This is a genomic window from Streptomyces xingningensis, assembly GCF_054957865.1.
Genome location: NZ_JBDJPF010000062.1, coordinates 1 through 19,331, shown reverse-complemented (window position 1 = coordinate 19,331; position 19,331 = coordinate 1). Strand labels below are relative to the sequence as shown.

Here is a 19,331-nt window from a genome sequence, read left to right as displayed (position 1 = left end):
TAGAGCCTACTCAGGCGATCTTGTACTCCTCATGCGGTACAGCCCGCTTCCAGACTGTCTCGAAGGCGGTACCGCACAGCTTGACCACAGCGGGATCGCGGCTAAGCTGCGGATCTGTAGCGGCGCCGTCTCCCGTGAAGACATTGAACCGGACAACCCGGTCATCGATCAACCAGAAGTCGTTCCCGGGCAGCGCGATGTCCGAGGCAGCGCGGCGCGATAGCCACCGCACTTGCTCTCCGGCACCGACGTTGACAGGCGTACCCGCATGCTCGTACCGGATGTACTCCGTTACTGGCTCCGACACAATGCGCGCCCGCCGCATCACCACGCCGCGCCCCACCGTGCGCTTGACCAGCTCTACCCAACCGGACCACTGTGCGGAGTTGGGGTCATCGGCCCGTCCGCCCAGCTTCCACGCGGCCAAGTGCTCCCGCTCCTCGTCCACGCAGTAGATGTCGCGCATCTCCAGGTGTACTGCGGAATGCTGCGCGGAATCCAGCAACTCGTCAAAGCTGGGTACGCTCTGCGACATCACATGCCTCCTTCACCAGCGACACCATCCGCAACGGGATCCGGACAACTGCCTCTGTCTCAGGGATCGCTCCGGTCTTCAGGCAGTCCTGCAGCGTCAGCTCGTCCACCTTCCACCCCTGAACGATCAGATCGGAGGTTTCCTCATCGACCCATACGGTAGGGCAGTTTCCGCCGCCCGTGTTGGGATCGATTCCCACGAAACGCAGTGCCACGCCAGCCTCCCCAGTGAGTGGTTGCTCTGCCTTGCATGAGCTTGCTGCTCCTTGCCGTGCCGGTCAACGGCGCGTACGGGATATACCGGGGGCGCAGAGAGGCATGCACGCCTCTCTGCGATTGCAAGCCGATGGCACAGCGCGACGCGCCGGACATTGACCGCGCGCTCACCTACAGCCCATCGTGGGCCGTGACCGTCGAATCCGTCACCGAGCTTGGGAGAGCGGACGTGGACAGGCGGGCATTCCTTGCAGGGGCACCCTTCGCAGCAGTCGCCGCGGTGGGTCCATCCCGAGACTGGTTGCTCAACACCCTTGACCAGACGCCCGAACCGGGGCGCCGGGCGCGCCTGGAGGACGTAACAGCTGTCCGGAGCATGTTCGGCGTGTTCCAGGAGATGGACATCTTCCAGGGGGGCGGCTCCGGGAGGGCGGTCCTGGCCGCATACCTAAACCAGCACGTCTATCCACTACTCCCGCGTGCCCACACCGACGACGTACGCCAAGCGCTCTGCGAAGCCGCGGCCGAACAGACCTATCTGCTCGGCTGGATGGCGTTCGACAACGGAGAGCACGGCACCGCGCAGCGGTACCTGATTCAAGCGCTGCGCCTGGCCGAGGAGTCGACGAATGCCGCGCTCGGCGCGCACGTCCTGGCGGGCATGGCCGATCAAGCCACGCTCCTTGGTCATCCGCAGGAAGGGCGAAGGCTCGCCCAGGCCGGTCGGCAAGGGCTGTCCCGCTCCAACTCACCGGCCTGCCTGGCCGACTTGTGGACACTGGAAGCCCGCGCCCTGGCCTCGCTCGGCGACAAGAAGGCCACCGCTCACGCGGTCAACGAAGCGGAGCGGGCGTTCGCGAGGGTGGTTCCGGAGGACGAACCGGAGTGGGCGAAGTTCATCGACCCCGCCTATCTCGGCGGCGAGTGGGCCAATGCCTTCCGCGATCTCGGCCAGCCCGAGCACGCGGAGGAGCACGCCCGCCGCTCGATCAGCCATGCGCACAAGCAGAACCGCGCCCGGCGGGGAGCGATGTCACAAGCCGCCCTCGCGGTAACGCATTTGCAGCGGCGCGACCTTGAGGCCGCGCACGCGGCCGGAGTCCGCACGGTCGACCTGGCTCGGCGAGTGAAGTCCTCGCGATGCGTGGAAGCGGTCCAGGATGTGCGGCGGCGGATGGCCCCGTTCGGGAAGCATCCGCTGGTGGCCGACTTCAATGAGCGAGTCGTGCAGCTTCGGGCAGCTTGAGCCCTTTAGCACAGATATCACGCAGCGTCCAACTATGCTCGCTGCACGTGAAGTTGTGTGTACGCTCAGCCGCATAGAGCTTCGAGAACGAAGCGGCCCCCGCAACGTCGGACCAGGACACCGCGAGGGCCTACACCACCAAGGTTCCCAAGGAGGACCTGGAGATGCTGCGGCATTTTAGCGCGCCCGAGGCCCGCTTCACCCAAGTACCGAACGACATCATCCGCCACCCGCGACTGGGCTCCGACGCCGTGCGGCTGCTGCTCTGGCTGATGTCGCTGGCGGACCCGTCGAACGTATCGCTGTCCGAGGCGGCCCGCCGCGCCGGGATCAAGAACGCCGCGTTCCAGCGCGCCAAGAAGCAGCTGAAGGCGGAGGGTTACGCGCACGAGTGGCGCCGCCAGGGTCCCGACGGGCGCTGGGCCACCACCCAGCTCGTCTCCAACGTCCCGCTGACGGCGGACGACGCGACCGCCATCCGGGACGGGCACCGTCCTCCGACTGCCGTAAAACCGGCCGTCGGTGAGCCGACTCCTCGGCCCGTCGGTCGTCCCCAAGAAAACACGGAAGGGGAGAAGAAGACTTACCGCCCTCCCACCCCACAGCCTCCGGCGTCGTCCCCAACTCCTCCCCTGCATCTGCCCGATGAGCTGATCGAGCGTGCGGCGCTGATCCTCGCCTCCGTCTCGCACCAAGAGCCGCGCCTCTGCCTGACCGGCCGCGAGGTCAAGCAACTCGCCCCGCTCGCCGCCGACTGGTTGCTGCGCGGCGCCACCGCCCGCGAACTGCGCGAGCAACTGACCACCGGACTCCCGGAGCCCGTCCACCACCCGGCAGCGCTCGTGCACAACCGCCTGGTGCGCAAGCTGCCGGACGCGCCGCCGGTCTCAGCGCAAATCCCGGCGCCCAAGCAGCCCGAACCACGGGTAGCGCAGTCCCGCGAATGCCGGGGCGACCACACGCAACCGCTGCTCTTCCGGCCCGTGGGCGACGAAACCTTGTGCCGCACCTGCCTTTCGCAGTCCGCGGAAGGGGACGTGTCCGGGGCCGTGGCCGTGCGGGGTGCCGCCGCAGCACGGGCGGCGCTGCGTGGAGCGTGACCACGCCCGCACCTGACGTCGGGGCGAATCTCAACCGGTGTTGAGCGGCCTGCCGTGGGCGTGGGATGCCGGGGTGCGGGCGCTCAGCCGACGGGGGCGAGGGCGGCGGTTCTGGTCAGGCGCAGGGCGGCCAGGGCGAGCAGGGCCGAGACGGTCATGCCCGTGAACATCGGGACGGCAGTGCGCTCGCCGCCGAGGCCGACCAGGGGAGCGGCCACCGCGCTCAGGAGGCTCTGGACGGTGCCGAGTACGGCGGAGCCGGTACCGGCGGCCGCAGGAACACGTTCCAGGGCGAGCGCGGCCGCATTGATGCTGACCATGCTGATGCCGACGAAGGCGGCGTAGAGCAGGACCAGGACCACGACCAGGTTCAGCCGGCCGGTCAGGGACAACGCGCACAGGGCGGCGGAGCAGGCCGTCATCACGCCCAGGCCGGTACGCAACAGTGCTGCGGGCTTGAAGCGGCCGACGAGCTTGGTGACGGTGATGCCGGCCACGACGCTGACGACGCCGACGGAGGCGAAGGCCGCCGAGGTCTGACCGACGCTGAGGTCGAGGAGGTTCTGGAAGAGGAAGGAGGCACCGCCCAGGTAGCAGAAGAGCACGGCCAGGGCCATGCCGAAGCAGAGCGTGTGGCCGAAGTAGGCGCGGTTGCCCAGGACATCGCGCGCGGCGCGGGCGGTGGCCGCGATGCCACCGCGGTGGCGCCGCTCGGGCGGCAGGCTTTCGGGCACCGCGAAGGCCGCGGTCACCAGGGCCAGGAGCGAGGTGGCCGACAGGACCCAGAAGACGCTGCGCCAGTCGCCGGCCTCGATGACGGCACCGCCCACCACGGGCGCGATGACCGGGGCGATGCCCATGAGGGTCATCAGGACACCGAGCAGTTTGGCGGCCTTGTCCCCCGTGGCGACGTCGGAGATGACGGCACGCCCGATGACCACGCCGGCGGCACCGCTGAAGCCCTGGAGGAAGCGCAGGACGACCAGCCAGCCCAGGGAGGGTGCGAGCGCACAGCAGGCAGTGGCTATGACACAGGCGATGCCGCCGGTCAGGATCGGGGTGCGGCGTCCGAAGCGGTCGGAGAGCGGGCCCAGGATCAACTGGCCCAGGCCCATGCCGACCAGGAAGGCCGTCAGCGTGAGCTGTACGCCTGAGGCATCGGTGTGCAGGTCGCCCGTCATCTGCGGAAAGGCGGGCAGGTACATGTCCGTGGCCAGCGGCATCACAAAAGCGAGCAGCACCAGGGCCGCGGTCATCAAGGGCATCGAAGAACTCCGTAGGAAACTGGCGTACTCGCCGGTGACGACCCTAGGAGGCGATCTTTTGCGGCCGCATCGGCCGCGGGACCGGAGGAGCACCCTCCGTAGGCCCTAGGACAAATGGTGCGCCGAGCTCGCCGAGCCCCTAAAAAGGATCGGCCCCGCCAATGGCGAGGCCGATCCCGTACAGCTCCTACAGCTCAGGTCAGATGAGGCCGAGCTCGCGCACCGCGGCGCGCTCCTCCTCGAGCTCCTTCACCGAGGCGTCGATCCGCGCCCGGGAGAAGTCGTTGATCTCCAGGCCCTGGACGATCTCGTACTTGCCGCCCTTCACCGTGACCGGGAAGGAGGAGATCAGGCCCTGCGGGACGCCGTAGGAGCCGTCCGAGGGGATGCCCATGGATGTCCAGTCGCCCTCGGCCGTGCCGTTGACCCAGGTGTGGACGTGGTCGATGGCGGCGTTGGCGGCCGAGGCGGCCGAGGAGGCGCCGCGGGCCTCGATGATGGCGGCGCCGCGCTTGGCGACGGTGGGGATGAAGGTGTCGGCCAGCCATGCCTCGTCGTTCACGACCCCGGCGGCGTTCTTGCCCGCGACCTCGGCGTGGAAGATGTCCGGGTACTGGGTGGCGGAGTGGTTGCCCCAGATGGTCAGGCGGCGGATCTCGGAGACCGGGACACCGGCCTTCTTCGCCAGCTGGGAGACCGCGCGGTTGTGGTCGAGGCGGGTCATCGCGGTGAAGCGCTCGGCCGGTACGTCCGGGGCGGCGGCCTGGGCGATCAGGGCGTTGGTGTTGGCCGGGTTGCCGACGACCAGGACCTTGATGTCGTCCGCGGCGTGGTCGTTGATGGCCTTGCCCTGCGGCTTGAAGATGCCGCCGTTGGCCTCGAGGAGGTCACCGCGCTCCATGCCCTTGGTGCGGGGACGGGCGCCGACCAGCAGTGCGACATTGGCGCCGGCGAAGGCGACATTGGGGTCGTCGGTGATCTCGATGCCGCGCAGCAGCGGGAAGGCGCAGTCGTCGAGCTCCATCGCGGTGCCCTCGGCCGCCTTGAGCCCCTGCGGAATCTCCAGCAGTCGCAGCTTGACCGGCACGTCCGCGCCGAGAAGGTGGCCGGAGGCGATGCGGAAGAGCAGCGCATAGCCGATCTGGCCGGCCGCGCCGGTGACGGTGACATTGACGGGAGTGCGGGTCATGGCGATCTCCTGCTGCGAACTGGGGTGGGTGTCCCTGCCCATGTGTGCGGACCTCGGTGTCAAGAGATCCGGCGTCAGGCTATCCGACCCGGCCCGCCCCGTACGGCCGACCCGGTGTGGGACGCCTCACCCGGCGCCCGCCAGGTGCTCGCCGGGTGCCCGCCAGGTGCTCACCCCTCCGTCACCGGCTCGGACGCCGCCGGGTGCGGCGCCGTGCAGCCCCGGCGGCCGGAGGCGAGCACCGCGCAGGCCCGGGCCTCGCCCGGGGCCGAAACCGCGACCATGGTGGTGTGGCCGTCCGTCCCCCGCTGTATCCGGCCGCTTCCGGTGACCGTCGCCGCACTGACCCGGAATGTGTCCCCGGGGGCACCCTGGGTGATGCGGGCCCAGGCGGCGGCGCAGGCCTTGCTGTAGCGGATCTCGAGATAGGCGGTGCCGACCGTCGCGGAACCCGCCGAGGTGGCGCGCTGTCCGCCGCAGCCCATGGACTCCGGATCCTTGCCGGTGCAGGCGCCGCCCGTGCACTTCACCCCGGCCGGGACGCCGGACGTGCCGATGGAGCCGCTCGGGGTGGCGGGGGTGGGCAGCAGATCCGTCTTCTTCGAGCCGTCCGGGCCGTCGCGGAGCAGCAGCACGGCGGCGACGATCACCAGGCAGGTGCCGACGGCGCCGATCACAAACAGCACGGCCGTACGGCGGCGCGGGCGGCGTGAACGGCCGTCGGGGTCCAGGGGGATGGCCTTGTCCCGTACATCCACCTCGGACGATCTCGCCGAGCGGGGCCGCTCCGGCGGCCGGTTGCGCTGCCGGGCGCCCTCGCTGCGGAGGGCGGTGGTACGGGCCGTGGTGGTACGGGCCGTGGCCTGTGGATCCCGCTCCCGGGCCGGCGAAGCCCCCGGGGCCTGCGCGGCCTTGGCGGGTTTCGAGGCCTTGGCGGGCTCGGCGGCTTTCGAGGGCTCGGCGGCTTTCGCGGACTGCCGTGGCGGGCCGGACTCGCCGAGCGCGGCACGCGCCTCGGCCACCCGGACCGCCTCCATCGTCACATCGTGCCGCAGCTCGGCGCGGCTCCAGGCCCGCTCGGCCAGCTCCCACAGGGTGCCCAGGTGACCGGCGTTGGTGCCGGTCGCCTCGGCCAGGGCCTCGGTCGCACCGCGCGGCGGCAGCAGCCGTCCGTTCAGATAGCGCTCCCACGAGGTCTTGCTGTATCCGGTGCGGTCCGCGACGGCGCCGATACTCAGCCCGCTGCGCTCGACCAGCCTGCGCAGCTGTTCGGCGAACTCACGGACCTGCGGGTCGAGTTCGTCCGGTAGTGCCCTCCAACGAGGCATTGCCCTCCCCTTGTCCCCCGACACCAACCGTGGTGCTCCCCGTGCCGCTCCGCAACGCCCCTTCACAGCCTCACTACCTGTTACCCACGGGGATGTCCCAACTCAGCATGTCAGTTCCCAACAGGGCGGCGCACGGTGGCATTTGGGGTTGATCAAGGTCAAGGGGCGCACGCCCCTGCGGCCGTCGGGCACGCGTCCGCCGATGAGATCCGGCCACCGTGGCACAGCTGCGGTCGCTTTGGTACAGAATGGAGACCTCATGCCGGAATGGTCACTTCCGCGCCACAAGCGCAGCTGGAGGCTTGATCCGGAATTTCTCCTTCACTGATCCTGAGCACCGGGCGCGGTGGCACAGTCGGGCCCGCCGCCCGCGGCGGGCAGCAGACAGACCCGCGCCCCGCCGGGATCCCTGGTCGCCGTCATCGCGGTCGACAGATAGACCTCCGTGTCCCGCTGGCCGACGGCCTTGATCTCCTTGGTGTCGGCGCCCGGCAGGGACAGCCGGACCCGGTCGCCGAGGCGCAGCCTCATGGCGCGCACCCACACCGCCCCGCACCGGGCGCTGTACCGGATCTCCAGCCGCCGGCCACCGGCAGCCGTATGAGTGAGGAGCGTGTCCACCAAGCCCTGTGCGCCGCACCCCATTTGAGCGGGATCGGCACCTTCGCACTCCTCGCCGGTGCAGCCGGGCGCATACGACTGGGGATAGGGAGAGGTGGCCGCGGCGCTGCCGGGCGTGCCACCGCCGGATGCGTGCCCATCGGCCATCAGGAACAGCGGCACCGCGACCGCCGCGGCCACGGCGACGGCGCCGGACATGACGAAGGTCTTCCCGGCCCGGCCGAACACCCGCCGCGGACCCCCCGCCTGGGGCCCGCCGGCGGCGTCACCGGCGGCCTCACCTGCGGGATTTGCGGGGTCACCCGCGGACTCACCGGCGGGATCACCGCCGGACTCACCGGCGTCCTCCGCGACGGGCCCGGCCGGGGCCGCCGCTCCGGCGCGTCCGCTCCAGGTCTGTTCCGCCAGCTCCCACAGCGCCAGCAGCCGTCCGGCCGGCTCGTCCGCCAGTCGGCACAGCGTCTCCACGGCCTGCCGGGGCGGCAGCTTCTTGCCGTTGAGATAGCGCTCCCAGGACGACTTGCTGTACGGGGTGCGCTCGGCGAGCGCGGCCAGGCTCAGCCCCGTACGTCCCCGCAACTCGCGCAGCTCCCCGGCCAGCCGGGCGCACTCGGCGGGAAGGTGGCGCTCACCGCTCACTTGCGCAACTCCTTCCAGGTGTCCGGCCCGACGATGCCGTCCACCACCAGGCCGCGGGCCTGCTGGAAGCCCTTGGCGGCCGCCTTGGACCGCTCGCCGTAGGAGCCGTCGGTTATGCCGGGGTCAAAGCCGTGGTACCGCAGCAGGCACTGGGCCTCAAGGACCTCCCAGCCGGTGCTGTTGGTGTCCATCAGCTGGGTGCGGGTCGGGCTGTAGCCGACCCGCAACTCCCCGTCCTGGCGCTTCACCTCGCAGGGGTGGGCCCGGCGCTGCACAAAGACGAACGGGGCCTGGCTGTTGCCGCTCGCCGCGCCGTCGGCCTTTGCGTCGTCGTCCTGCCAGGGACGGGCGACCAGCAGCCCGACGGCCAGGGCGACCACCAGCACCGCCACCGCCGCGACGATCACCGTGGTCCGCCGGCGGCCGACACCCCGCGCCGGGTCGGTCCCGGCCGCGTCCTCCGGCGCGCCCTCCGCCTCGGACTCGGCCTTCGTTTCGGCCTCTGTTTCGACGGACCATGCCTCGCTCGCGAGTTCATGCAGCACCAGCAGGCGGGTCGGGTCGGCGGCACACACCCGCGCCAGCTGCTCCACGGCCTCGCTCGGCGGCAGCTGCCTGCCATTGAGGTACCGCTCCCAGGAGGAACGGCTGTAGGAGGTCTTGGCCGCGAGCGCGGCAAGACTCAGCCCACTGCGGTCCTTGAGCCTTCTGAGCTGTACGACGAGTTGACGCACTCGCTGGTCCAGCGAGGCGGGCAGTTCCTTCCAACGCGACATGTTCCACCCCATACGCGTCACAGAGTCACCGGAGGCGACGAGCCTCCTATGCCGCACATCATGGCGATGCTTGGGCACCGGTTCGCGGAAGAGCCGGCGGCGAGGGCGAGTTCCGGCCAGTGCCGCCATCCCCCGCCGTCCCACCACGACGTCTTCAGGGCCGTCGGATGCGCAGGTCAGAGCGTGGGACGTCCCATGATGACCCAATTCCCGGCGATCAGCTGGCCGTTGGGGAAGTGGCGCATCAGAGTCAGTGGTGCAAGCCGGGCGGCGCGGTCCACCCCGTGCCGCCCGTCATCGCAACGGGGAGGAATCACACCATGAACGCACGCAGGAGCATCGCCGCCGCCGCGGCGACCCTCGCCCTCGGCGCGGGGCTCGCGATCGCGGCCCCCGCCCAGGCGGCGCAGAGTTCGGCCACCGGAGCCCAGGGAGCCCAGGGCTGGCACTACCTGTGGGGCGGCACCCACGGCGCGGCCAAGCGGTGGTCGACCCCGGACTTCGTCCCGGACATGAACAACCTCTCCGTCAACTTCGGCTGCTGGGGCCACGACGGCGAGAAGATCAGGGCCCGGGTCATGCACACCGATGGAAAGCACGCCATGACGGACTGGACCAAGCCGGTGTACTGCCACGACGGTGAGCAGCAACGGCTCGATGTCCCCCGGGTACGGGCGGGCGAGGCGGCCTACCTCAAGCTGGAGGAGTCGGGCCCGCATCTGCACTCCATGTACGCCAAGGCCTGGACCTACCACTACTAGGCCGTGCGCCGAGACCCGGCGGCCCGTCCTCTCACGGGGGAGAGGACGGGCCGCCGTTCACCGTGCGGTCAGGTCACCGTGCGGTCAGGCCATCCGTTTGCGCAGGTTCTCGTCCAGCGCCGTCAGGAACTCCTCGGTGCTGAGCCAGGGTTGTTCGGGCCCGATCAGCAGTGCCAGGTCCTTGGTCATCCGGCCGCCCTCGACGGTCTGCACGCAGACCTGTTCCAGCGCCTGGGCGAACGCGGTGACCTCGGGGGTGCCGTCCAGGCTGCCGCGGTGGGCCAGGCCGCGGGTCCAGGCGAAGACCGAGGCGATCGGGTTGGTCGAGGTCGGCTTGCCCTGCTGATGCCGGCGGTAGTGCCGGGTGACGGTGCCATGCGCGGCCTCGGCCTCGATGGTCCGGCCGTCGGGGGACATCAGGACCGAGGTCATCAGGCCCAGCGAGCCAAAGCCCTGCGCGACGATGTCGGACTGGACGTCACCGTCGTAGTTCTTGCAGGCCCAGACATAGCCGCCCGGCCACTTGAGGGCCGCGGCGACCATGTCGTCGATCAGACGGTGCTCATAGGTCAGGCCCTTGGCCTCGAACTCGGGCCTGAACTCGGCGTCGAACACCTCTTGGAAGAGCTCCTTGAAGCGGCCGTCGTACTTCTTGAGGATCGTGTTCTTCGTGGACATATAGACCGGGTAGTCACGGGCCAGGCCATATCGGAATGAGGCCCGCGCGAAGTCGCGGATCGAATCGTCCAGGTTGTACATCGCCAGCGCCACACCGGGGCCCGGGAATTCAAAGACCTCGAGCTCAATGGGCTCGGAACCGTCCTTGGGGAGGAAGGTCATGGTGAGGGTGCCCTCGCCCGGGACCTTCAGGTCGGTGGCGCGGTACTGGTCGCCGAAGGCATGACGGCCGATGACGATCGGCTTGGTCCAGCCGGGGACCAGCCGCGGCACATTCCGCATGATGATCGGCTCGCGGAAGATCACCCCACCGAGGATGTTGCGGATGGTGCCATTGGGCGAGCGATACATCGCCTTGAGGTTGAACTCCTCGACCCGCGCCTCGTCCGGAGTGATCGTGGCGCACTTGACGCCGACGCCGTACTCCTTGATGGCATGGGCGGCATCGACCGTGACCTGGTCATTGGTGGCGTCGCGGTGCTCGATGCCCAGATCGAAGTACTTCAGCTCCACCTCGAGGTACGGCAGGATCAACCGGTCCTTGATGGACCGCCAGATGATCCGGGTCATCTCGTCGCCGTCGAGCTCGACGACGGGGTTGGCAACCTTGATCTTGGTCATGAGCGGATCCTCCCCCGTCCGCCCCGCACCGAATGTCCGGGCCGCCGGACGGGCCGAATTTTCAGCCCGTCCGGCGGCCCCGCCTCCGACGGTTCCCGCGCCTGATGGACCACTGACAGATCGCCCTCATGCCGGTAGACCGCATGCTGTTGGACCGCCCTAATAGACCGTGAAGTGCAGCACGTCGTCCAGGAACGGGATCTTCAGCCAGGCATGCGGCTGCGCCATCAGGGCCAGCAGCAGGATCGCCAGCCCCAGCCCGCCATAGGTGAACATGTCGGTGAACCGGGACCGCACGGCCAGCATGCCGACGGACGGCAGCATCCAGCGCAGCACCGCACCACCGATCAGTGCGATGCCGATCAGGAGCGTCCCGATCCGGAAGCCGTCCAGCGCGACGATCAGCAGCCCCAGGCCCACCAGCCCCAGCACCAGGAGCAGCGGCCACTGCCGCGCGGGCGCGGGGGCGCCCCCGGGCGCCGCACGCCCGCCGCCCTCGGGCCGGGCGGTGTCCCGGGTGATCTGCGGGAAGCGGCGCGATCTGCGGCGGGGCTTGGGGGCCCGGCCGGGTTCAGCGCCCATCGGCACGCTGTTCACCAAGGGGGGCGGCGGCTGCGCGTTCGGCGGCCTCCACCACATTCACCAGCAGCTGTGCGCGGGTCATCGGGCCGACTCCGCCGGGGTTCGGGGAGAGCCAGCCGGCGACCTCGGCGACCCCTGGGTCCACATCGCCGACGATCTTGCCCTCGCCGTTCCGGCTGACCCCGACGTCCAGCACGGCGGCGCCCGGCTTGACGTACTCCGGCTTGATCAGACGGGCCACGCCGGCGGCGGCGACGATGACATCGGCCTGGCGCAGCTGGGCGGGCAGATCACGGGTACCGGTGTGGCAGAGGGTGACCGTGGCGTTCTCGGACCTGCGGGTCAGCAACAGGCCGATCGAACGGCCGACGGTGATGCCGCGGCCGACCACCACCACATGCGCGCCGTCGATCCGCACCCCGTGGTGGCGGAGCAGCTGAATGATCCCGTACGGGGTACAGGGCAGCGGCCCGGTCTCGTTGAGCACCAGCCGGCCGAGGCTCATCGGGTGCAGGCCGTCGGCGTCCTTGGCCGGGTCCATCAGCTCCAGCACCCGGTTGGTGTCGATGCCCTTGGGGAGCGGGAGCTGAACGATATAGCCGGTGCACTCCGGGTCGTCATTGAGCTCGCGGACGACCGCCTCGATCTCCTCCTGGGTGGCGGTGGCGGGCAGTTCGCGGCGGATCGAGGTGATGCCGACCTCGGCGCAGTCGCGGTGCTTGCCGTTGACGTACCAGGTGCTGCCGGGGTCGTCGCCGACGAGGAGGGTGCCCAGGCCGGGCGTGCTGCCCTTGGCCTTCAGCGCTTCCACGCGGGTGATGAGTTCGGACTTGATCGCGGCCGCGGTGGCCTTGCCATCGAGAATCTGGGCGGTCATGGCTCCATACTCCTGGATCCGGCGGCGGTCGTTCCAATCCGGAGGACTCACCGCGGTGGTCGAATGCACATCGAGTTCATCGAGATCACGGTCGCGCGGCGCTTGGGCATCGCCGAGGGGTACTGGCTGGACAAAAGTCAAGAGGGCAATCACGATGCATATCCAGTGCCGCGGGCGGTGACGGGGGAGGCAGGCCGCTCAATCACCTCCGGTTGTCCGCGTACGTCCCCGCACGACCAACGGAGGAACTTCACCATCATGAGCTTCGGCGACCAGCACAACCCCTACGGGCAGCCCCAGCAGCCCGCGCCCGGCTACGCCTACCCGCAGCAGCCCGGCCAGCCGTACGCGCCGTTCCCGCAGGCCGCCGGTGGCTACCCGGCGGCGGCGTATATGAGCGAGATGCCGGGCCTCACCAAGGCCGCGCGGGTCATGATGTTCGCCATCGCCTCCGTCCATGTGGTCCTGGCGGGCGTGTTCATCGCCATGATCGCCGTGATCAACGACGCGGCCCACAAGAACACCGAGCGCACCATCCGCACCGCGAACGGTGACGAGGTGGACGCGGACACGGTCTTCAACGTCGGCAAGGGCGTCTTTGTTTTCCTGGGTGTGCTGGCCGCGATCTTCGCGATCATCGGCTTCATCCTCGCAGCGCGTTACGGCAAGGGCGGCAACGGCGTCCGGGTCGGCTCGATCGTCTATACGTCGTTCGGCATCATCAGCGGATTCTTCACCTCGTTCGTCTACGGCCTCGGCGTGCTGGTGCTCGTGATGTCCATCCTGGTGATCGTCTTCTGCGCCAAGCAGGCCTCGGCGCAGTGGTTCCAGCGCCCCCGGTACTGAGCACACCGAGCCCCGGCCGAAGGCCGCACCCTCTCGACGGGGTGCGGCCTTCGCCGCATCAGTGGAAGAAGTGGCGGGTGCCCGTGAAGTACATGGTCACGCCCGCCGCCTTCGCGGCCTCCACCACCTGCTCGTCCCGGACCGAACCACCGGGCTGGACCACGGCCTTGACGCCCGCGGCGGTCAGCACCTCCAGCCCGTCCGGGAAGGGGAAGAACGCGTCCGAGGCCGCGTACGAGCCGTGCGCCCGCTCCGCACCGGCCCGTTGGACGGCCAGCTTCGCGGAGTCGACGCGGTTGACCTGGCCCATGCCGACGCCGACGGTCGCACCGTCCTTGGCGAGCAGGATGGCGTTGGACTTCACCGCGCGGCAAGCCTTCCAGGCGAACGCCAGCTCGGCGAGCTCGGCGGCGGACAGCGCCTGGCCGGTGGCGAGCGTCCAGTTGGCCGGGTTGTCGCCCTCGGCCTGGAGGCGGTCCTTGGCCTGGAGCAGCACCCCGCCCTCGATCGACCGGGACTCGCCGCCCGCGGCGGGGGTGTCGGCGCAGCGCAGCACGCGGATGTTCTTCTTGCGCGCCAGCACCTCGACGGCACCGTGCTCGTACTCCGGGGCGACGATGACCTCGGTGAAGATCTCGGCGACCTGCTCGGCCATCGCCCTGGACACCGGGCGGTTGACGGCGATCACGCCGCCGAACGCGGACAGCGGATCGCAGGCGTGCGCCTTGCGGTGTGCCTCGGCGACATCCGAACCGACCGCGATGCCACAGGGGTTGGCGTGCTTGATGATCGCGACACCGGGCTCGGTGTGGTCGTACGCGGCGCGGCGGGCGGCCTCGGTGTCGACGAAGTTGTTGTAGGACATCTCCTTGCCGTGCAGCTGCTCGGCGTGGGCGAGGCCTTTGCCGCCCGCGGCGGAGCCGCTGATGGACGATGTGTCGGTGAAGAGGGCGGCGGGCTGGTGGGGGTTCTCGCCGTAGCGCAGGACCTGCTTGCGGGCGTAGGTGACGCCGATGAAGTCGGGCCAGGGGCCCTCGTCGGCGGCGTAGCCTTCGGCGAACCAGTTGGCCACCGCCACGTCGTATGCGGCCGTGTGCTGAAACGCTTCGGCGGCCAGCCGCTTGCGGGCGGCGAGGTCGAAGCCGCCGTCCGTGACGGCCTTCAACACCGCACCGTAGTGGCCGGGGTCGACCACCACGGCCACCGAGGGGTGGTTCTTGGCGGCGGCCCGGACCATCGACGGACCGCCGATGTCGATCTGCTCGACGCACTCGTCCGGCGAGGCGCCGGAGGCGACGGTCTCGCGGAACGGATAGAGGTTGACAACCAACAACTCGAAGGGGCGCACTTCAAGTTCCTCGAGCTGGGCCCGGTGCGAGTCGAGGCGCAGGTCGGCGAGGATCCCCGCGTGGACGCGCGGGTGCAGCGTCTTGACCCGCCCGTCCAGGCACTCGGGGAAGCCCGTCAGCTCCTCGACCCTGGTGACCGGGACGCCCGCGCCCGCGATCCTCGCGGCCGTCGAGCCGGTGGAGACGAGCTCGACGCCCGCCTCGTGCAGCCCACGGGCCAGCTCCTCGAGCCCCGTCTTGTCGTAGACGCTGATCAGCGCCCGGCGGATGGGCCGCTTCATACCTTCGGCGGTCACTGGATCCGTACCTTTCGTCCCTCAATGCGGTAGCCGTGCCGGGCCAGACGCCCCACGACTTCGACGAGCAGCTGTCGCTCGACTTCCTTGATCCGCTCATGCAGAGCGGCTTCGTCGTCCCCGTCACGGACCTCGACCACGCCCTGGGCGATGATCGGGCCGGTGTCGACGCCGTCGTCGACGAAATGGACGGTGCACCCGGTGACCTTCACGCCGTAGGCGAGCGCATCGCGCACGCCATGGGCTCCGGGAAAGCTGGGCAGCAGGGCGGGGTGCGTATTGACGACGCGACCGCCGAACCGCCGGAGGAATTCCTTCCCCACGATCCTCATAAAGCCCGCCGAGACCACCAGGTCCGGCTCATAGGCCGCCGTCGCCCGGGTCAGCGCCGCATCCCATGCCTCGCGCGTGGCATGGTCCCGCACCCGGCAGACGAAGGTCGGCAGCCCCGCGCGCTCGGCGCGCTCCAGCCCGGCGATCCCGTCGCGGTCGGCACCCACGGCCACGAGCTCGGCACCGAAGCCGTCCGGGTCGGCGGCGATCGCGTCCAGCAGGGCCTGCAGGTTCGTACCGGAACCGGAGACCAGCACGACGATGCGGGTGGGGGCAGGGGGCGGCGAGGCCACGGCAGGGCCCTTTCTCGCGGGCGGTGCGGTTTGTATGGTCGTACGAGACAGCGGGGTCCCCGAATACGGGGGACCCTACGAAGCCGCCGACCGCCAGCAACGATACCGGCACCCGGATCGGCCCCCACGGGACGGGGGCGCGTGCGGAAGGTAGCGTCTGGGGAAGCGCCGCACAGCCGAAGTGCGACGCCGGTACGGACGCCCAAGGGACGGACGCGGACGCCCGACGGCTCCGGTGAACCGCGCGCGCACCCGTACGCTCGATGTGCAGGACGCAACAAAGACGACATCCCAGGGGAAGACACACTCCACATGCCGGACCGACGCCGCCACGCGGTTCACCGCCTCCCGCTGCCCGCCGCGTCCGCCGTGGGAGCGGCGCGGGCGAGCGCCCACCCGACGCCCGGGGACGCTCCCCGGCAGGCCTGGGTGGCCACCCGGGAACAGGACGAGCGGAAGGACCGGCGGGACAACCCGTTCGCACCGCCGCCGGAGGGCGGTCCCGACCGGCCGTGGCAGCCCCGTCGGCCCGAGGAGCAGGGCGGCGGCGGGGAGGAGCCCGGTCAGCCGGAGCAGCCGCCGGCGTGGGGCAGCCAGTGGAGCAGCCGCCAGCCCGGGCGGCACAACGGCGGCTTCGGCGGTCCGCAGGGCGGCGGCCAGGACCCCTCGAACGGCTCGGGCGGCGGTCCCCGCTGGGATCCCGCCGACCCGGCCCAGCGCCGGGCGCGCTATGCGCTGCTCGCCGGCCTGTGGGGGTTCTTCTTCGCCCTCTTCAGCCTTCCCGAGGTGGCCCTGCTGCTGGGTGCCCTCTCCGTCTACTGGGGGGTCAGCGCGCTGCGCGCCAAGGCCGGGCCGCGCGACGCCAACGCTCCGGCACCGCCGCCGGGCGGCTTCCGGCCCCAGGTGACGGCGGCGGTGAGCGGGCTGGTCATGGGCGGGCTGGCGCTGGCGATCGTGGTGTCCACCTTCGGTTTCCAGCTGGTCTACCGCGACTACTACACCTGTGTGGACGACGCCCTGACGCAGACGGCCCGCCAGTCGTGCGAGACCCATCTGCCGAAGCAGCTCCGGCCGCTGCTGAGCGCGGAGGACTGAGCGGGGCTTCGGGTCCTCGGGCTCCCAGGCCTTCGGTCTTCCGGGCCTTCGGGTCTTCCGGGCCTTCGGGTCTTCCGGGCCTTCGGGTCTTCCGGGCCTTCGGGCCCTTGGGTCAGCCCCGGCTGTCGTCGAGCGGCCGGGCCGGGTCCCGGGATTCGAAGTCGGGCATCAGGCCGCCGCCGGAATCCTTGAGCGCGGCCCAGCGGACCTGCCGGGCGCCGGTGTTGTGCCAGCCGGAGTCCGGGTGGTCATCGGCCTGCGCGGAGTGCGCGGGCCGGGGCACCGCCGCGTGGCGGGCCCGCTTCCTCGTCCTCCGCGCTTCTCTTCGCACCGCCCGTCTTGCCTTCCGCACCTCCTTGGGCAGCTGCCACCAGCGACGCCGACGACGCGGTGGGGCGGCCTTGGCATCGGGGCCGAGAACGGCGCCGTGCACGGGGAGAACCGGCAGGACGTCGGGTTCATAGGCGACGGCCGGCGTCGGCGGGGCAGCTTGCGAAGCGTCCTGGGCAGCGGCTTCCGTCACGGGGTGGTGTTCTGACTCCTCGGCCTCCTCGGCCTCCTCGGGCCGTTCGACCCCCTCGGCCGCTTCGGCCGCTTCGAGCTGTTCGAGCTGTGCGGTTTGTTCGAGCCGTTCAGGCAGGGGCTGCCGGGTCGCGCGCTGGCCGGTCGTGGCCTCAGTGCCGCTGCCACTGCCACCGCCGCTACCGCTGTCACCGCCACTCGCCGCGAAGCCCAGCCAGCCGGCGAAGCCGCACCACCAGGACCTGCGGGGCGCGCGCACCGGCTCCGGTTCGGGCGCTGATTCCGGGGCGGGTTCCGGGGGCGGTTCCGGGACGGGGACGTCCAGGCCCAGCGCAACGCCGGTACGGCGCCACCAGCTTGCGTCGCGGCCACCTGCGGCCCGCGCGGCGGCGCGCAGCTCGGCGCGACGGCGCCGGCGTACGACCAGGGCGCCCGGAACGCCGATGGCGACCGTCCAGGCGAGGCAGGCCGCGCCCATGAACCGGTACGGCGGACCGAAGTGCGCAAGGGTTGCCCTGCCCAGCGGACCGGCCGCCGCATAGCCGAGGAGGGTGGCCAGGGCCGCGCAGACCAGCGCGGCGAGAAAGGCGATCGCGGCGACCTCGCGCCGGCCCACCAGGGCGGGCCGGCGCGGCACCGCCGCGCACGCGATCGCCAGACCCACCGCCGCCGACAGCACGCCAAGGCCCGCCAGTACCAGCGGGCTGGCGTTGCCCTCCGCCGGCAGCGCCGCCAGCAGCGGGAAGCGCGGGAGTACCGGACGGACGGGCGTCCCCAGCCGGGCGGCCGCCACCGGGGCGACGATGCTGCCCGCGCCGACCGTGAAGCCCGGCCCCAGCCCGTAGGCCGCCGCCCAGACCACGGCGTTGGGCACCAGCGCCACGCTCAGCAGCACCACCGCCACCCGGCCCGACCAGCCCGCCGCCAGCTGGGTGACGGCCTCGTGCGCCGCACCGGCGTGGACGGCCAGGGAGACGGCCAGCAGCAGCGCCCCGCCGCCGAGGAGCACGACCGTGCCCGCCGCCCCGGCCCGCGCCACCGCGCCGAGCCGGGGGCGGGTGAACCACCCCCGGACGCGCCCGGGCAGCACACGGAGGACCCGGCGGATGGGTGCGGGTGGGGTCCATCCCGGGCAACCCGCGGCCATCCACACCCCGGCGCCGGCCGATCCGGCGGCGACGAGCGGCAGGTGCAACAGCGCACTGAGGGGCTCCACGCGCATCGGCCCGGACGAGGCATAGAGCGCGGCGGCCGCGCTCACCAGCAGATATCCGCCGAGGAGGGCGGCGAACGCGGTGCGGGGAGGCAGCGGCGGGGCGGGGTTGTCCATGGTGCTGAAGCCCCTCGCCGAGGCCCAGAGTTCCTCGGCGTACTCGGCGTACTCGGCGTACTCCCGGTCCCGGGCGGAGCCTTCCAGGGCCCGGGCGCCTTCCGGTGCTTGGACGGCTGCCGCGTCGTCGGCGCCCGCTGTCCCGCCGGTGCTCTCGACGAGCAGCGGCACCTGGCGTGCGGCGCGGTAGAACAGCATGCAGGGGATCACGGTGAGCAGTAGCGGGGTGAGTCCCATCGGGGCAGCCACCCCGGTGGCGGTCTCGGTCCGTACCAGGTCCGCGCCGTGGGCCAGCAGCCAGAGGTCGGTGGCGATGTGCAGCGCCCCGGCCGGGCCGCTGTCGGGGTACGGGGAGACGATCCACAGGGCGAGTACGGCGGTGGCGAAGACTCCGAGTCCCAGGCCCGCGGCGACCGCGCCGGCGAAGATCGCCGTGCCTGTCGCGGAGGGACCGCGCGCCGCGGACCGGGGGCGCGAAGGCAACGGCGGGTCGTGGGCATATTGGGTCACGAGGGCCATGCTGCCAACAACGCGCCTTTCGGGCGGGTAGCGGCAAATGACCGTCGTGTCGTGTTCAGGAGGTTCGGCCTGAAAGCCGGAAAGGGCGTGGGGCCCCCCCCCGGGGGGGGTGGGGGGCCCCGGGCCGCGGTGGCGCGACGCCGGCCGTGAGCCCGGCGCGCGCGCGGCGGGGCGGCGCGCGCGCGGCCGCGGGGTGGCCCCCCCCCGCGGCGAGAACCCCCGCGCCCCCCCCCCAGGAGGGGCGGGGGGCCGCCCCCCCCCCGGGGGGCGGCCCCCCCCCGCGGGGGGGGGGGGCGCCCCCCGGGGGGGCGCCCC

18 protein-coding genes are annotated in these 19,331 nt (G+C 71.2%); 5 read left to right on the top strand and 13 right to left on the bottom strand.

Translation table 11 applies throughout. The features are described from left to right. Nucleotides 1–10 precede the first annotated feature (10 nt). Nucleotides 11–535: a DUF6879 family protein gene (locus tag ABCR83_RS26275; RefSeq protein WP_462697671.1), complete on the bottom strand. Its 525-nt coding sequence runs from the start codon at nucleotides 533–535 to the stop codon at nucleotides 11–13. Next, nucleotides 510–749 carry a hypothetical protein gene (locus ABCR83_RS26270; protein ID WP_462697670.1) on the bottom strand — a complete coding sequence of 80 codons (240 nt, stop codon included), beginning with the start codon at nucleotides 747–749 and terminating at the stop codon, nucleotides 510–512. Before ABCR83_RS26270 ends, ABCR83_RS26275 begins: the two co-directional genes overlap by 26 nt. 35 nt (nucleotides 750–784) lie before the next feature. Between ABCR83_RS26270 and ABCR83_RS26265 the strand changes: the two genes are divergently transcribed. Together ABCR83_RS26265 and ABCR83_RS26260 are read left to right on the top strand one after the other, a co-directional pair. Next, nucleotides 785–1,996 (top strand): transcriptional regulator, encoded by a 1,212-nt coding sequence (locus ABCR83_RS26265; protein WP_462697669.1) that lies wholly within the window; start codon nucleotides 785–787, stop codon nucleotides 1,994–1,996. Nucleotides 1,997–2,160: 164 nt separating this feature from the next. Beyond that, the gene (locus tag ABCR83_RS26260) at nucleotides 2,161–3,096 is read left to right on the top strand and encodes a hypothetical protein (RefSeq protein WP_462697668.1); all 936 of its coding nucleotides are present in this window, start codon (nucleotides 2,161–2,163) and stop codon (nucleotides 3,094–3,096) included. Nucleotides 3,097–3,179: 83 nt separating this feature from the next. On the opposite strand, the gene ABCR83_RS26255 is transcribed toward ABCR83_RS26260, so the two are convergent. The 5 genes from ABCR83_RS26255 to ABCR83_RS26235 form a co-directional block, all read right to left on the bottom strand. After that, nucleotides 3,180–4,361, bottom strand: a complete 1,182-nt coding sequence (locus ABCR83_RS26255) for a multidrug effflux MFS transporter (protein ID WP_462697667.1) — start codon at nucleotides 4,359–4,361, stop codon at nucleotides 3,180–3,182. 199 nt (nucleotides 4,362–4,560) lie between these two features. Further along, entirely contained in the window at nucleotides 4,561–5,550 is a 990-nt protein-coding gene (locus tag ABCR83_RS26250) for a malate dehydrogenase (protein WP_462697666.1), read from the bottom strand. Nucleotides 5,551–5,720: 170 nt separating this feature from the next. Beyond that, nucleotides 5,721–6,878: a helix-turn-helix domain-containing protein gene (locus tag ABCR83_RS26245; protein ID WP_462697665.1), complete on the bottom strand. Its 1,158-nt coding sequence runs from the start codon at nucleotides 6,876–6,878 to the stop codon at nucleotides 5,721–5,723. Nucleotides 6,879–7,199: 321 nt separating this feature from the next. Beyond that, nucleotides 7,200–8,138 (bottom strand): helix-turn-helix domain-containing protein, encoded by a 939-nt coding sequence (locus ABCR83_RS26240; protein ID WP_462697664.1) that lies wholly within the window; start codon nucleotides 8,136–8,138, stop codon nucleotides 7,200–7,202. Continuing rightward, nucleotides 8,135–8,914 (bottom strand): helix-turn-helix domain-containing protein, encoded by a 780-nt coding sequence (locus ABCR83_RS26235; RefSeq protein ID WP_462697663.1) that lies wholly within the window; start codon nucleotides 8,912–8,914, stop codon nucleotides 8,135–8,137. The genes ABCR83_RS26240 and ABCR83_RS26235 overlap by 4 nt, the downstream gene beginning before the upstream one ends. Nucleotides 8,915–9,234: 320 nt before the next feature. On the opposite strand from ABCR83_RS26235, the gene ABCR83_RS26230 reads away from it, so the two are divergent. After that, nucleotides 9,235–9,675 carry a hypothetical protein gene (locus ABCR83_RS26230; RefSeq protein WP_462697662.1) on the top strand — a complete coding sequence of 147 codons (441 nt, stop codon included), beginning with the start codon at nucleotides 9,235–9,237 and terminating at the stop codon, nucleotides 9,673–9,675. A gap of 84 nt (nucleotides 9,676–9,759) precedes the next feature. Here ABCR83_RS26230 and ABCR83_RS26225 read toward each other — a convergent pair whose 3' ends face one another. The 3 genes from ABCR83_RS26225 to ABCR83_RS26215 all read right to left on the bottom strand — a co-directional run bounded on the left by ABCR83_RS26225 (nucleotide 9,760) and on the right by ABCR83_RS26215 (nucleotide 12,433). Further along, nucleotides 9,760–10,974 (bottom strand): NADP-dependent isocitrate dehydrogenase, encoded by a 1,215-nt coding sequence (locus tag ABCR83_RS26225; protein WP_462697661.1) that lies wholly within the window; start codon nucleotides 10,972–10,974, stop codon nucleotides 9,760–9,762. 159 nt (nucleotides 10,975–11,133) lie between these two features. Then, nucleotides 11,134–11,556, bottom strand: a complete 423-nt coding sequence (locus ABCR83_RS26220; protein WP_462697660.1) for a DUF3017 domain-containing protein — start codon at nucleotides 11,554–11,556, stop codon at nucleotides 11,134–11,136. Then, on the bottom strand, nucleotides 11,546–12,433 hold the full coding sequence (locus ABCR83_RS26215; RefSeq protein ID WP_462697659.1) for a bifunctional methylenetetrahydrofolate dehydrogenase/methenyltetrahydrofolate cyclohydrolase: 888 nt from the start codon (nucleotides 12,431–12,433) through the stop codon (nucleotides 11,546–11,548). Before ABCR83_RS26215 ends, ABCR83_RS26220 begins: the two co-directional genes overlap by 11 nt. Nucleotides 12,434–12,691: 258 nt before the next feature. Here ABCR83_RS26215 and ABCR83_RS26210 point away from each other — a divergent pair, with 258 nt between their 5' ends. Then, nucleotides 12,692–13,279: a hypothetical protein gene (locus tag ABCR83_RS26210; RefSeq protein WP_462697658.1), complete on the top strand. Its 588-nt coding sequence runs from the start codon at nucleotides 12,692–12,694 to the stop codon at nucleotides 13,277–13,279. Between the two features lie 58 nt (nucleotides 13,280–13,337). Here the strand turns inward: ABCR83_RS26210 and purH are convergent, their stop codons facing one another. Next, entirely contained in the window at nucleotides 13,338–14,909 is a 1,572-nt protein-coding gene (purH, locus tag ABCR83_RS26205; protein ID WP_462697699.1) for a bifunctional phosphoribosylaminoimidazolecarboxamide formyltransferase/IMP cyclohydrolase, read from the bottom strand. An 11-nt stretch (nucleotides 14,910–14,920) separates the two neighbouring features. Then, entirely contained in the window at nucleotides 14,921–15,550 is a 630-nt protein-coding gene (gene purN, locus ABCR83_RS26200) for a phosphoribosylglycinamide formyltransferase (RefSeq protein ID WP_462697657.1), read from the bottom strand. Nucleotides 15,551–15,862: 312 nt separating this feature from the next. Here purN and ABCR83_RS26195 point away from each other — a divergent pair, with 312 nt between their 5' ends. Continuing rightward, entirely contained in the window at nucleotides 15,863–16,645 is a 783-nt protein-coding gene (locus ABCR83_RS26195; RefSeq protein WP_462697656.1) for a hypothetical protein, read from the top strand. A 112-nt stretch (nucleotides 16,646–16,757) separates the two neighbouring features. Here ABCR83_RS26195 and ABCR83_RS26190 read toward each other — a convergent pair whose 3' ends face one another. Then, nucleotides 16,758–19,007, bottom strand: a complete 2,250-nt coding sequence (locus tag ABCR83_RS26190) for a cell division protein PerM (protein WP_462697655.1) — start codon at nucleotides 19,005–19,007, stop codon at nucleotides 16,758–16,760. Nucleotides 19,008–19,331 lie beyond the last annotated feature (324 nt).